Source organism: Burkholderia sp. AcTa6-5 (assembly GCF_017815075.1).
Classification (GTDB): Bacteria; Pseudomonadota; Gammaproteobacteria; order Burkholderiales; family Burkholderiaceae; genus Burkholderia; species Burkholderia sola.
In genome coordinates this window covers 126,844-139,120 of record NZ_JAGIQE010000013.1, presented here as the reverse complement: position 1 = coordinate 139,120, position 12,277 = coordinate 126,844, and the positions used below count along the sequence as shown (strand labels likewise).

The following is a 12,277-nucleotide window of genomic DNA, read 5'->3' as shown; positions in this document are numbered from 1 at the left end:
GCGTTATTGTCCCGACGAAGAACGACGAAGCGCGAGCAGGTGCTCGAGCGAGAAGAAGATGATCGCAACCGCCGCGGGCATCGTGATCAGGTAGCGCACGCCTTCGGGCAGCCCGATGATCGGGATGCGGTCGCCCATCGTCTCGGCGGCCATGCTGCCGCAGCCGATCATGATCATGATCGCGAACGCGATCAGGCTCAGGTGCTGGATCGCGATGACGACCGTGCGCGCCTTCGGCGACAGCCGGCGCACCAGCGAATCGAGGCCGATGTGGCCGCCGTCGCGCACCTTCATCGCGGCGCCGAACATCGCGATCACGATCACGAGCAGCAGCGCGATCGGCTCGACGAAATCCGGCGCGTTCTCGAACACGTAGCGCATCACGACCGCGTAGAACACCAGCACCGTGAGCACCGCGAGGCACGCGGACGCGATCACGGCCAGCACGCGGAACAGCACGTCGTTCACGCAGCGCAGCAGCGGCGCGGCCGCCTGCGGCCGGCACGGCGTCGCGCCGTCGGCGGCCGCCGCGTCCGGCGAGCCCACGGTCGCGGCGCCATTCAGCGAAGTGCGACGCGTCACTTGGTGGCCTCGATCTCGTCGACGATCTGCTTCATCTGCGGCGTCTTTTCATACTTGGTCCACAGCGGCTGCATCGCCTTCACAAACGCCGCGCGGTCGATCTGCGCGGCCGGCAGGATCTTCGCGCCGCCCTTCGTCACCAGCTGCTGCGCGGACGCCTCGCGCGCGGTCCACAGCTTCTGGTAGTACGGCACCGAATCGGCCGCCGCCTTCCGGATCGCCGCCTGCTCCTGCGGCGACAGCGTGTCCCAGATCTTCTTCGAGAACACCAGCACTTCCGGCGTCATCGCATGCTGCGTTTCCGAGTAATCGGGCGCCACTTCGTAGTGCTTGGTTTCCTCGTACGACGGCAGGTTGTTTTCCGCCGCATCGACGAGGCCCGTCTTCAGGCCCGTGTATACCTCGGCGAACGGCATCGGCGTCGGCGTGCCGCCCATCGCGCGGATCTCGTCGACCATCAGGTCCGACGGTTGCACGCGCACCTTCAGCCCCTTCATGTCGGCCGGCGAGCGCACCGGGCGCTTCGCGTAGATCGAGCGCGCGCCGCTCTCGTAGAACGTCAGCGCGATCATCCCCTTCGCGGTAAACGCATCGAGGATCTTCTGGCCGGCCGGGCCGTACATCGCCTTGCGGAAATGGTCGACGTCGCGGAACAGGAACGGGAACGACGGAATCAGCGATTCCGGCACGATCTCGTTGAACGACGCGCCGTTCACGCGCGCCATGTCGATCGCGCCGATCCGCACCTGGTCGACCGTGTCCTTCTCGGAGCCGAGCGCGCTGTTGCCGAACACCTTGATCGAGTCCTTGCCGCCCGTCTGCTTCGACAGCGCGTCGCCCATGAACTTCACGGCCATGTTGGTCGGAAAATTGTCGCCGTGCACGTCCGCCGAGCGGAACACACGCGCCTGCGCGGACAGCGCGAAGCCGGCCATCAAGGCAACGGCCAGGGCGGTACGGGAGCCGGTGAATCGGTGCTTCATGGTGAGTCTCCTGGATGGTCGATCGTTGTTGTGCGGCGATCCGGCGGCCCGCGCGGACTTCCCCGACGCGCTTCCCCGAACCGCAGAGTCATACGTCGTATGACGTGTTGGGCAAATGTACGTCGGTTAATCGTTTAACTCACTTGGTGCATACCCCTATAACGGCTTTCATCAAGCGCTTACGGGGCGATCCGAAAGCTGGCTGCTCCGTTTTCGTACTTTTTTGCGAAACGTTTTCCGGAAACGCTCGGCGAGCGGATTGGCCATCGACGTCGCAGTTTCCACCCGCCTGACGGCCTTCTTTCGCTTCATTCATTGTTGTCATGTGATGACTGACAACGATATTGCCGCGCCGCCGCGATAACCCGCGCGATCGATCCGTGGTCGACGGGCGCGCCGCCTGACAGGCACGCGCGATGCGCGCCGCCACCGCGTGAAACGCGAAAGGAGCCAGTCATGGCGATCACGAAGCGATCAGCGCCGCCCGACCCGGCTACCCCGCCGAACGCCGGCGACGAAGGCCCTGCCGACGCGCCGGGCATCGGCGAGGACACGTGCCGCGTCTGCCGCGGCACCGGCATGGTGGAGGGACAGGCGTGCACCGTCTGCGGCGGGACCGGCAAGATCCTGCAGGGAATCGGCGGCGGATAGGTAAAAACGCAGGCGCGCCCGCGCGCATCGATCGCTCAGGTCTGCATGACCAGCGACGTCAGCTGCGCGGCGCGCGCCACGTCAGTCTTCGTGTAGATCGACTTGATCTGCGCGCGGACCGTGCCGATCGACACGCCGCGCAGCGCCGCGCATTCCTGCGGCGAGCGCCCGTCGCAGCACAGCAGCACGGCGAGATCGGCTTCCGCCGACGACAGCCCGTAGAACACCCGCAAGCGCTGCGCGCGCGCCGATGGCGAACGCAGGTCGGCGGCCGTCATCAGCGCCGCGACGCCGGGCTGTTCGCGCGCGAGGCGCGACTGTTCGGGAACGGGGATCAACGCAAGCGGTAGCGGCTCGCCGGTCGCACGACGCAGCAACAGCCCGCCGCGTGCGAATGCATGCCGCCATTGCGCATCGTCGACGCAGCCTTCCGGCGCGAAACGGCCGTTCAGGATCCGCAGCGCGGGTTCGGCGGCGATCAGCTGCTCGGCCGCGCGGTTCGTATAGCGCAGCTCGCGCTGCGCGCCGAGCAGGAATACCGGCACGGGCACCGCGTCGAGCGCCGATTCCGCGGCGGCCACGCGCGCTTCGAGCTCGCCGATGCGTGCGTGGATGCGCAGTGCGCGGCTGATGTGGGCGCCCATGATTTCGATGGTGCGGCGCTGCTCGTCGGACAGCCCTTCCGATTCGAGGCCGCTCTGTACGCTGAGGAAAGCGCTGGCGCCCTCGCCGCGATGGATGTACAGGCCCGAGATGCTGCCAAGCCCGAACGGCTGCAGGAATTCCCGATAGAACACGCCATGTGTGCGCTGCCGCACCGACAAGTGCCTGACGTCCTCGAACCAGCGCCCTGCCTGCCAGTCGGCGGCAACCGGCACGACCGGGTCGTACAGGTAGAACTCGGTGTTGTAGCGGCGGTGGCACGCGGCGACCCATGACGGATCGTCGCCGGCCGCCCGCTCGATCGCCGGCAGCCGCGCCGCGTCGTCGAACGACAGCAGCGTCGCCATGCGGACGCCGACGGACAAACGCAGCCCGTCCAGCACCGCTTCCCATCGCTGGTCGCCCAGCGCCGCAGCGTAGACGTCATCGATCCATGTCGATGGAACCACCCCGTTCATCTGCATCTGGCCACCCCGTGCCGTGCGTTTTTATCGAACGCCGTTCGGGCATCTTACTCAATCGGCCTCATTGTTCAAATTGCCGATGCAGGTTTGATCGAAATACCACGCTTATTACCGGTTCTCGTCAGACGTAACGCTCGTTTTCGACCGGGCGACGCGACGGGAACGCGTTTGGCCGCCCGGTCCGACGAGGCACTTACTTCATCGCGGTGAACCGCGCTTCCATCTCGTCGATCTTCGCGAGCACCGCTTCGCTCAGCTTTCTGACGTGACGCGACACGTCGGGCGTCGACAGCAGTTCCTCGATACGCCCGCGCCAGTATCTCGGATGCCGGACGCGCCCCGCGCCCGACATCGACACATCGACGACGGCCGTCTCGCTGTCCAGCAGCGCCACCATTCTCTGGATGTGAGAGAGCTCACGTTCCACATAGTCTCGTGCGAGCATATCGATTGAAATTCCCCGAAATACGACATCAGGCCTTCCGTCACCCACGCGCGATCGTCCGCGGCGCCGACGACGCACCGCATACGTTGCGCATCAGCGTACGCGCCGATCATGTCAATCGATTGTGCGGACGCACACAGCGATCGACAAAGGAACGACAGGCCTGTCCGATTGTCCTGGCGACATCCGGTCGCGATGCCCCGTTGACCATCGTAGGCGCACCGTTCGGCGCCGGCATCCCCAAAACTGGGGATGCCGGTTGATATGGGTCAGGCGATGACTTCCGGAAAGGACGGGGTAAAAACGGCCGGCTGGCGCGGCGCGGCTCGTTGCGCAGCAGCACGACGGCGAGCATGCCGGCGAAGCGTGCGCTTTCACGTCTGACGAATCGGCCGCAGGCAGCGACGTGCGGCTTCGTCGCACGCCTTGCGATGTTCCAACGCACGGCATCGTCGTTCCAGTCGTAGCCCCTTCGACTGGAAGCCGGGCATGGTGTGCCAGTCTCGCGCCGCCTGTCGCCCCCTGCATGTCGATTGGCGCGCTTTGCGAGTGAAGCGGCGCGCAAATGGCGCATCCCCTCTGCAACGGAATCCCTTCATGAATATCGATACCGACCTTCCCGTCATGGTCACCGGCGCGACCGGGTACGTCGCGGGCTGGCTCGTGCAGCGGCTGCTCGAAGCCGGCCTGACGGTCCATGCGGCCGTCCGCGACCCCGACAGCCCGGACAAGCTCGCGCACCTCCAGCGCATCGCGGCCGGCAAGCCCGGCACGATCCGCTATTTCCGCGCGGACCTGCTCGAACCCGGGTCGTACGCGGACGCGATGGCGGGTTGCGGGACCGTGTTCCACACCGCGTCGCCGTTCACCGTCACCGTTCGCGATCCGCAGAAGGCGCTGGTCGATCCGGCGCTGCTCGGCACGTGCAACGTGCTCGAGACGGCAAACCGCACGCCGTCGGTGCGGCGCGTCGTGCTGACCCGCAGTTGCGCGGCGATCTACGGCGACAACGCCGATCTCGCCGCGACGCCCGATGGTGTGTTCACCGAAGCGGTCTGGAACACCAGCTCGTCGCCGACCCATCAGCTCTATTCGTATTCGAAGACCGTTGCCGAGCGCGAAGCGTGGAAGATTGCCCGCCCGCAGCAACGCCGGGATCTCGTGACCATCAATCCGTCGCTCGTGATCGGGCCGGGCATCAATCCGTACGCGACGTCGGAGAGCTTCGAGATCGTGCGGCAAATGGGCAACGGCACGATCCGCCGCTGTTCCCCGCGTTCTGCAGCCCGAACCTGGAGATCGCGCTCCGGCGCATCGGCCAGTTCAAGCCGCTGATCGGCCCGGTCCGGTTGCGCGTGTCGCACGAGGCCGACGCGCTGACTCTCGCCGTCGATTTCCTCGAGCGCGACATCCCGCCGCCCGGCATGCTGGTCGCGGCCGAACTCGGCTTCTTCGTGAAACTCGCGCGGCTGGCGACCCGCACCGAGCTGTCGGCGCGCGCCGTCACGCTGCCGCGCGACGTCAGCCCCCAGCCACCGCGGACAGCGTCGCGCAAACGCTTGCGATCAGCAAGCGGACGCTGCAGCGGCGGCTCGGCGACGAAGGCGCGAACGTCAAAACCCTGCTGGCGGAAGTCCGCGAGAAGCTCGCGTGGCATTACCTCGATCGCTCGGACCTGCCCTACAGTCAGATCGCGTTCCTGCTCGGTTACCAGGATCCGAATTCGTTCTTCCGCGCATTCAACGAATGGACCGGGATGACGCCCGACGCCGCCCGCTCGCGCACGGCGCACTGATCGATACAACGCGGGCCGCTGTCCCGTCGCCGCGGTGATCCCGAATCAAGCGGCGACGCCGCCGCGAGTCAGCCCGAAAATGAAATCGGCTTCGACCGACGCACCCTTCGGCAATTGCAGCACGCCGACCGACGAACGCGTATGGACGCCGGCGTCGCCGAGCACCGCGACCAACACGTCCGACGCGCCGTCGGCCACTTCGCTTTGCATCGTGAAGCCGGGCGCGCTTCGCACGTACACGGTCATGCGCGGCACCGTTGCGATCGCATCGAGCGTGCCGCACTGCTTACGGATCAGCGCCAGCGCGCGCAGCGCGGAAATGCCGGCCGCGCGGCGGCCGTCTTCGAGCGAAACGGATTCGCCGACGATACCGACGAAATGCACGACTTCCCCGATTCGCGGCACCTGGCCGGCAATGTAGGCGGTGCTTCCGTCGATCACGACCGGCGTGTACTTTCCGCCGATCCTGATCGTTTCGTCCGGATCGAATCCGAATTCGGCTGCGACCTGTTTCAGCTTTTCATCCCTGTTCATCAGTGAATTCCCCAATCCCTCTGAAAAAAGATAAAGAATAATTGAGTCTCCGAAGCTTGTCCCGCACGAGAAGATCGGATGCAAACGATCCCGCCGAGCCACTTCTCAGGTGTTCGAAGCAGTCATCCATTGCGATATCGACAATGGAATTCGTAGTCGGAGCAATTTTCTTCATTATTTCAGCTGAAACCGCTATCATGTATGGACACAACCTGAAGAGTGATATATGGCAACTTACAAGGAACTGAAAGCCCAAATGGATGCTTTGGCCGAGAAAGCCGAAGCAGCGCGCGCCGCTGAATTCCAGGCGATCGTCGACGACATCCGCACCAAAGTCGCGGAATACGGCATTACCGAAAAAGACATTTTCGGTACGCGCCGCGGTCGGCCGGCCAAACAGGCGGGCGCCCCCGTGCAGGCCAAGTATCGCGATCCGAAGACCGGGGCCACCTGGTCGGGCCGCGGTCGCGCACCCGCATGGATCAAGGATGCGAAGAATCGCAATCGATTCCTGATCCAGGAATAAGATTCCCCGCATGGGCCGGCGCGTGATTCAACACGCTGCCCGGCAAGTTGGGCATTGATTGGGGGCATCGATACCGGCGGTATTCCATGGCCGCTCCGGTTGACGAGGTTTTGCCCGATCGGCGTGTCGTGCACGGATTGATCCACCGACCGTGCCGCACGCCCATCCTTTCTTCAGCGTTCGTAATAGATCGCAAGCCAGACGGTTTGCAATTCGTCATGCGTCCATGCGACACGATGACGGCAATGCGGCTCGATCAGTACGTAATCTCCGGCGCGCATATCGAGCCGCGTCGCATTCTCTTCGAATTCGAGCACGGCCGCGCCGGATAGCAGCACGACCCATTCGGCCCGCGGGTCGTCATACCAGAACCCGGCCGGGCTCGCATGCCCCATCGACACGATTCGCTCGACATTCACGCGCGAGTTCTCGACGAGCATGTCGATTCGCTCGTCGCCGCCGCGCCGCCCTTCGACGCTGAATAAATTACCGGTTTGAAGTTGCATGGCTTCGCCTCGTCGTTGACCTTCGGGTAAAGGATGCAGATTTAAACGCGACGGGGAAATAGTCGCTGCAGCCTGACGTCGCCCAGGTTTGCGCGTGCATCGTTAAAAACCGTATCAAAAAGATGAAGAATGACGGCGACTTCATCGGCGCAGATTCGTTGCGGCGGTAAAGCACGCATCGGGATTCCTTTAGCGACGTGCGCGCGCCGGGACACGTCATTTCGATAAAAGCCGGTCGACATCCTGCCGCCCTATGCAGCGTCGGGCCAGGGCCTGTTCACGCTAATGGCGGGCTTGCGAACGCGTCTCCGCCAACGCATTTTCCGTTCGCTGGCTGGCATGAGCAAGCATCGGCAAGACCATGCATTCTCTATTTCGATTCGAGATGGCGTCTGCCCCATAAGCGACAATATCGTCTTGGGCGTCGATATCGATAGCGAGCGTCGACGAAGTACCGGCCCCCGTCAAACCCGCCCCCTCAACCACCCCAACAACGCCGCCTGCGCACTCCCGTCCGCCACCGGCGCCGGCGTCAACAGGTAGTAATCCGATCCATCCTCGACGAACCCCATCGGCGCAACCAGCACACCGCTTTCGATGTCGTCGCGCACCAGGTGCCACGGCCCGATCGCTACCCCCAGCCCCGCGACGGCCGCTTGCAGACTGAAATAGAAATGATCGAACTGCTGCCCGTGCCCGTTCACGGCCGGCTGATTCGCCGCCCCCGCCCACGCGTTCCATGCGTCCGGCCGGGTCCGCGTATGCAGCAGCGCAGCGTCGGGCTTCAACGTGCGGCCGCCGCGCCGCGACGCAAACCATGCACCGACCTTGTCCGGCCGGCAAACCGGCGCCACCCGCTCGGCGAACAGATGCTCGGCGTGATATCCCGCCGGCCACGCGAAATCGTTGCGACGAATCGCCATGTCGACACCGCTGTCGAACGAGAACGGCCCGCCCGCGGCGGCCAGATGGATATCGACGCCCGCGTGCCGCGCCTGGAAATCCGGCCAGCGCGGGATCAGCCAGCGCATCAGGAGCGTCGGCTCGCACGACAGCACCGAACGCCGCGCACGGGCGGCCTCGGCGCGCAACGCGTGGGCGGCGTGACGCATCAGGCCCAGGCCGTCATGGACGGCCTGCGCGAGTGTGCGGCCCGCTTCGGTCAGGAACACGCGACGGCTGCGACGCTCGAACAGCGCCACGCCCAGATCGTCCTCGAGCAAGCGCACCGCGCGGCTGACCGCGCCATGGGTCACGCACAGCTCGTCGGCCGCGCGACTGAAATGCTCGTGACGCGCCGCGGCCTCGAAACAGCGCAGCGCCATCAGCGACGGCAGGTTCGTCCGAATCGATAGTGATTCAGACTCACCATTCTGGTCAGAAATCATCGTTTTTCCTGATGAAGCACGATCGATACGATTGTGCCATCAACCTATCCTTCGCAGGAACAACGCCATGACCGAATTGATAGTCGTAGTCACCATTACGCTGCTCGCCGTCGTCAGCCCGGGGCCGGACTTCGCGATGGTCACGCGCAACAGCCTGATGCTGTCGCGTCGTTCCGGCGTGCTCACCGCATGCGGGATCGGGCTCGGCGTGACGGTCCACGTGAGCTACACGCTGCTGGGCGTCGGGCTCCTGATCCGTCAGTCGCTGTGGCTCTTCGATGCCGTCAAGCTGATCGGCGCGATCTACCTGGTCTACCTCGGTGCAAAGATGCTCATGACGAAAGCCGGCAGCGTGCAAGCCGACACGAGCGGCGCGCCGCTGTCCGATCTCGCCGCGCTGCGCACGGGCTTCCTGACCAATGCGCTGAACCCCAAAACCACGGTGTTCATCGTCAGCCTGTTCATGCAGGCAGTCCGGCCCGACACGCCGTTGATCGTGCAGATCGGCTACGGCGCGTTCATCGCGGCCGCCCATGCCGGCTGGTTCAGCCTCGTGGCGATCTGTTTCTCGGCCACGGCTGTCCGCGATCGCCTGCCGTCGCTGCGGCACTGGATCGATCGCACGTTCGGATGCCTGCTGGTGGGCTTCGGCGTCGCGCTCGCCGTCGCACGCGGCGGGCGCTGACGCTCGACCCGCGCCGGGTGCACCGCGCCGGGTGCCCCACGCCAGCAACGTCAGAACGTCGGTGCGATCGCTCGTGCTTCGTCGATCGCCCGGCTCCGGTCGACCCGCCCGTCCGGACCGAACAACGTGCGCTCGACGACGATCCCCGTGATGTCCGTCACGCCCACGAACTTGAGCCACGTTTCCATGTAAGGGCGCTGCAGATCGAATTCGGCGGCCGGCGTAAACGAACCCGGCGACTGATAGGCAAGCCCGCGCGCGTAGACCACCGCCGCCTTTTTCCCGACCAGCTTGCCGGTGAAACCCGTTCCGTCGAACGTGAACAACACATCCTTCTGCGAGATCACGTCGATCAGCTGCTTGAGCTTGTACGGAATGCTGAAATTCCACAGCGGCACGCCGAACAGGAACTTGTCCGCTTCGTGGAACGGCGCCGCGAGCCGCTCGATCTGCTGCCACGCCGCCGCCTGCTCCGACGTCAACGCCGTGCCGCTCAGTCCGGCATATTTCGCGGCCAGCGCGGCGCCGTCGAATTCGGGCATCGGCAGATCCCAGATATCGAGCGTCCGGATCTCGTGATCGGGATGGGCCTGCCGGTACGCGTCGAGAAATGCATTGCACACCTCGATGGACGCCGAATAGGCCTTGTTGGGTGAGCCTTCGATATAGAGCACGCGTGTCATGGCGTCGGTCCTTGCCAAGAGTGACGACGGCGCGCCGGATGCGCGCTCGCCCACTTCGCTTCGCAGCCTATCGGGTCGTCCTATAATCCGGAAACGATATTAATTGATCAGATTAACCCGGATTGGTGATAAATGAATGCTCCCCTCGACACGGCGCTGCTTCATACATTCGTTGCGGTTGCCGACGTGCGCAGCTTCACCGGCGCCGGGCGTCGGCTGAACCTCAGCCAGTCCGCGGTCAGCGCGCAAATCCTTCGTCTCGAGGAACAGGTCGGCCAGGCGCTGCTCGTGCGCAACACGCGCAGCGTCACGCTCACCGGGCATGGCGAGACGCTGCTCGGCTACGCGCGCGCGATGCTCAATCTGAGCGAGGAAGCGCGGGCCAGGCTGGGAACCAGTGACGCCACCGACGTCAAGCTGCGGATCGGCGTGTCGGAGGACTTTGCAGGCGGCTGGCTGCCGGACCTGATGCGCCGCCATGGCGCCGCGCGGCGTGGCCTGCGGCTGGATCTGGTCGTCGACATCGGCGACAGCCTGTTCCGGCGGCACGCCAACGGCGAATTCGATCTCGTGATCGGCAGCCGGTGCGCGCACGCGGGCCACGGCGCGACGTTGTGGCACGAGCCGCTCGTCTGGGCGTTCGCGCGCCACGAGCCGCTTCCGGAAGGCGACGTGCCGCTCGCGTGTTTCCCCGATCCGTGCCCGTATCGCGGCGCCGCCATCACGGCGCTCGCGCTGGCCGGCATGCGCTACCGGATCGCGTGCGAAAGCCCCAGCGTGACCGGCATCCGCACCTTCGCACGCGCCGGCATCGCGATCGCGCCGGTGCCGCGCAGCGCGATCGACGACACGCTTCGCGAACTGGGGTTGCCCGAAGGCTTGCCGGAACTGCCGGAGATGGAATTCGTGATGATGCACGACGCGCGGATGCCGGCGGCCGTCGAATTCGCGGCGACGATTCTGGACGAAACCGCTGCCCGCACGGGCGCGGGCAAGCGCAACCGGGTGTAGCGGTACCGCCCGCGAGCGTATTACCGGGACGGGTACCGCGCCCCCTCCGGGCTCGAATGGTTGCTGACGTGCTCCGTTCAAATCACCTCGAAGCGCAACCCGGCATGGCGCACCAGACGCTCGATATAGCGTTCGTCGAACATCGTCGCAGGTGTCCAGAACCCGCCACCGCGTCCGGTCTTCACGCCGTCACGGCTGCAATCGAGTGCGAGACTGATCGCGGCCTGACCGAGCATCTTGCCGGTGGAGCCATAGCCCGGATCGCGATCGCCGGTGACTTTCACACGCAAGGTTCGGCCGTCGTCGGCGCGGCCGAAGAAGCGCAAATCGTAGCGGCCGGCCTGCTGGGCATCCACGCTCGGCCCTTCGCCGGGCTTCGGCAGCAGGAAGCGCTCCATCAGGCCGCGCACCGGCCCGACGAGGACGCCGACCATGAATGCACCGAGGCCCGCCACCATCGTCAGCGCGGTCATGCGCCCCTTCAGACCCGTGCCCGTCATCACGGCTTCGTCATAGGTAAAGCGGCTGCCGTACGCATGGCCGGCCAGCGCATTGGAGCGATGCACGACACGCTCGTTGATCGCCGCCATCACGAACGGCGCGATCCACGCATCGCAGTCGCGATCGAATTCGGCGGATCGAACCGCATGCTGCCGCACGGTGAAACCATGCCGTTGCGGGCACAACGAATAAGGATCGAGCAGTTCGCGGCGCAATGCCGGATCGGCCGCCGCTTCTCGCACCACGTTGATCACGCTGGCCACGGTGCCGCCCGATGCACCACCCTTCAGCGTTTTCACGCGCATCTTCACGTGAGCGGCCGGCACGCCCCACTGCTGCCGAGCCTGTTGCTGCAGGAAAAACACGCCCATGTCGGACGGCACCGAGTCGAAGCCGCAGCAATGCACGATGCGCGCGCCCGATTGGCGAGCCGCGGGCTCGTACTTGTCGATCATCCGCTTGATCCACTGCGTTTCGCCGGTGAGATCGCAATAGTCGGTGCCGGTCTGCGCGCAGACCCGGACCAGCGGCTCGCCGTACAGCGCGTAGGGGCCGACCGTGGACACCACCACCCGCGTTTGCGCGCACAGCGCCCGGAGTTGCGTCTCGTCGGCCGCGTCGGCGACGATGATCGGCACCGACTGCGCGGCCGCGCCGAGCGTATCCCCGACCTGCCTGAGCTTCGCGTCGGATCGTCCCGCGATCGCCCACCGCAGCGTTTCGCCGGCACCGGCGTCCGACAGATAGTCGGACAGATAGCGGGCCAGGATCTGCCCGACGAAACTGGTGGCGCCGAATACGACGAGATCGTAGGTCGGTTGCGGCATGGACGACTCCTTCGGTGCGCGCACGTCGCCCGC

At 65.4% G+C, this 12,277-nt stretch carries 15 protein-coding genes; 6 read left to right on the top strand and 9 right to left on the bottom strand.

Features of this window, described 5'->3' with window-relative positions; translation table 11 throughout:
• Nucleotides 1-3: 3 nt before the first annotated feature.
• Both J8I33_RS19005 and J8I33_RS19000 read right to left on the bottom strand, forming a co-directional pair.
• A complete protein-coding gene (locus J8I33_RS19005; RefSeq protein WP_209938643.1) occupies nt 4-582 on the bottom strand; it encodes a TRAP transporter small permease in 579 nt (192 codons plus the stop codon).
• On the bottom strand, nt 579-1,565 hold the full coding sequence (locus J8I33_RS19000) for a TRAP transporter substrate-binding protein (RefSeq protein WP_050013592.1): 987 nt from the start codon (nt 1,563-1,565) through the stop codon (nt 579-581). Before J8I33_RS19000 ends, J8I33_RS19005 begins: the two co-directional genes overlap by 4 nt.
• Nucleotides 1,566-2,021: 456 nt before the next feature.
• Here J8I33_RS19000 and J8I33_RS18995 point away from each other — a divergent pair, with 456 nt between their 5' ends.
• Nucleotides 2,022-2,216 (top strand): hypothetical protein, encoded by a 195-nt coding sequence (locus J8I33_RS18995; protein ID WP_124555105.1) that lies wholly within the window; start codon nt 2,022-2,024, stop codon nt 2,214-2,216.
• A 35-nt stretch (nt 2,217-2,251) separates the two neighbouring features.
• On the opposite strand, the gene J8I33_RS18990 is transcribed toward J8I33_RS18995, so the two are convergent.
• Complete coding sequence (locus tag J8I33_RS18990; protein ID WP_209938641.1) at nt 2,252-3,343, bottom strand: helix-turn-helix transcriptional regulator; 1,092 nt, start codon at nt 3,341-3,343, stop codon at nt 2,252-2,254.
• Nucleotides 3,344-3,536: 193 nt separating this feature from the next.
• Entirely contained in the window at nt 3,537-3,788 is a 252-nt protein-coding gene (locus J8I33_RS18985) for a hypothetical protein (RefSeq protein WP_209938639.1), read from the bottom strand.
• Nucleotides 3,789-4,385: 597 nt separating this feature from the next.
• Here J8I33_RS18985 and J8I33_RS18980 point away from each other — a divergent pair.
• A complete protein-coding gene (locus J8I33_RS18980) occupies nt 4,386-5,123 on the top strand; it encodes an NAD-dependent epimerase/dehydratase family protein (RefSeq protein ID WP_245172210.1) in 738 nt (245 codons plus the stop codon).
• Complete coding sequence (locus J8I33_RS34870; protein WP_348522248.1) at nt 5,068-5,583, top strand: helix-turn-helix transcriptional regulator; 516 nt, start codon at nt 5,068-5,070, stop codon at nt 5,581-5,583. Before J8I33_RS18980 ends, J8I33_RS34870 begins: the two co-directional genes overlap by 56 nt.
• Before the next feature lie 45 nt (nt 5,584-5,628).
• On the opposite strand, the gene J8I33_RS18970 is transcribed toward J8I33_RS34870, so the two are convergent.
• Nucleotides 5,629-6,117, bottom strand: coding sequence for a RidA family protein (locus tag J8I33_RS18970; RefSeq protein ID WP_050013597.1), 489 nt, complete (start codon nt 6,115-6,117; stop codon nt 5,629-5,631).
• A 226-nt stretch (nt 6,118-6,343) separates the two neighbouring features.
• Here J8I33_RS18970 and J8I33_RS18965 point away from each other — a divergent pair, with 226 nt between their 5' ends.
• Nucleotides 6,344-6,643: an H-NS histone family protein gene (locus tag J8I33_RS18965; RefSeq protein WP_050013598.1), complete on the top strand. Its 300-nt coding sequence runs from the start codon at nt 6,344-6,346 to the stop codon at nt 6,641-6,643.
• 173 nt (nt 6,644-6,816) lie between these two features.
• On the opposite strand, the gene J8I33_RS18960 is transcribed toward J8I33_RS18965, so the two are convergent.
• A complete protein-coding gene (locus J8I33_RS18960; RefSeq protein WP_050013599.1) occupies nt 6,817-7,149 on the bottom strand; it encodes a cupin domain-containing protein in 333 nt (110 codons plus the stop codon).
• Nucleotides 7,150-7,613: 464 nt separating this feature from the next.
• Nucleotides 7,614-8,537, bottom strand: coding sequence for a LysR family transcriptional regulator (locus tag J8I33_RS18955; protein WP_209938637.1), 924 nt, complete (start codon nt 8,535-8,537; stop codon nt 7,614-7,616).
• A gap of 67 nt (nt 8,538-8,604) precedes the next feature.
• Between J8I33_RS18955 and J8I33_RS18950 the strand changes: the two genes are divergently transcribed.
• Nucleotides 8,605-9,222, top strand: coding sequence for a LysE family transporter (locus J8I33_RS18950; protein WP_209938634.1), 618 nt, complete (start codon nt 8,605-8,607; stop codon nt 9,220-9,222).
• A 50-nt stretch (nt 9,223-9,272) separates the two neighbouring features.
• Here J8I33_RS18950 and J8I33_RS18945 read toward each other — a convergent pair whose 3' ends face one another.
• Nucleotides 9,273-9,905 (bottom strand): NAD(P)H-dependent oxidoreductase, encoded by a 633-nt coding sequence (locus J8I33_RS18945; protein ID WP_050013602.1) that lies wholly within the window; start codon nt 9,903-9,905, stop codon nt 9,273-9,275.
• 132 nt (nt 9,906-10,037) lie between these two features.
• Between J8I33_RS18945 and J8I33_RS18940 the strand changes: the two genes are divergently transcribed.
• On the top strand, nt 10,038-10,916 hold the full coding sequence (locus tag J8I33_RS18940) for a LysR substrate-binding domain-containing protein (protein WP_050013603.1): 879 nt from the start codon (nt 10,038-10,040) through the stop codon (nt 10,914-10,916).
• A 77-nt stretch (nt 10,917-10,993) separates the two neighbouring features.
• On the opposite strand, the gene J8I33_RS18935 is transcribed toward J8I33_RS18940, so the two are convergent.
• Complete coding sequence (locus tag J8I33_RS18935) at nt 10,994-12,244, bottom strand: saccharopine dehydrogenase NADP-binding domain-containing protein (RefSeq protein WP_209938633.1); 1,251 nt, start codon at nt 12,242-12,244, stop codon at nt 10,994-10,996.
• Between the last annotated feature and the right edge of the window lie 33 nt (nt 12,245-12,277).

Excerpts from the sequence above, each read along its gene's own strand:
- J8I33_RS18985 (WP_209938639.1), bottom strand. The coding sequence starts at position 3,788 with ATGCTCGCACGAGACTATGTGGAACGTGAGCTCTCTCACATCCAGAGA.
- J8I33_RS18980 (WP_245172210.1), top strand. The coding sequence starts at position 4,386 with ATGAATATCGATACCGACCTTCCCGTCATGGTCACCGGCGCGACCGGG.
- J8I33_RS18960 (WP_050013599.1), bottom strand. The coding sequence starts at position 7,149 with ATGCAACTTCAAACCGGTAATTTATTCAGCGTCGAAGGGCGGCGCGGC.
- J8I33_RS18935 (WP_209938633.1), bottom strand. The coding sequence starts at position 12,244 with ATGCCGCAACCGACCTACGATCTCGTCGTATTCGGCGCCACCAGTTTC.
- J8I33_RS18990 (WP_209938641.1), bottom strand. The coding sequence starts at position 3,343 with ATGCAGATGAACGGGGTGGTTCCATCGACATGGATCGATGACGTCTAC.
- J8I33_RS18995 (WP_124555105.1), top strand. The coding sequence starts at position 2,022 with ATGGCGATCACGAAGCGATCAGCGCCGCCCGACCCGGCTACCCCGCCG.
- J8I33_RS18945 (WP_050013602.1), bottom strand. The coding sequence starts at position 9,905 with ATGACACGCGTGCTCTATATCGAAGGCTCACCCAACAAGGCCTATTCG.
- J8I33_RS18940 (WP_050013603.1), top strand. The coding sequence starts at position 10,038 with ATGAATGCTCCCCTCGACACGGCGCTGCTTCATACATTCGTTGCGGTT.
- J8I33_RS18955 (WP_209938637.1), bottom strand. The coding sequence starts at position 8,537 with ATGATTTCTGACCAGAATGGTGAGTCTGAATCACTATCGATTCGGACG.
- J8I33_RS18950 (WP_209938634.1), top strand. The coding sequence starts at position 8,605 with ATGACCGAATTGATAGTCGTAGTCACCATTACGCTGCTCGCCGTCGTC.
- J8I33_RS19000 (WP_050013592.1), bottom strand. The coding sequence starts at position 1,565 with ATGAAGCACCGATTCACCGGCTCCCGTACCGCCCTGGCCGTTGCCTTG.
- J8I33_RS18970 (WP_050013597.1), bottom strand. The coding sequence starts at position 6,117 with ATGAACAGGGATGAAAAGCTGAAACAGGTCGCAGCCGAATTCGGATTC.
- J8I33_RS18965 (WP_050013598.1), top strand. The coding sequence starts at position 6,344 with ATGGCAACTTACAAGGAACTGAAAGCCCAAATGGATGCTTTGGCCGAG.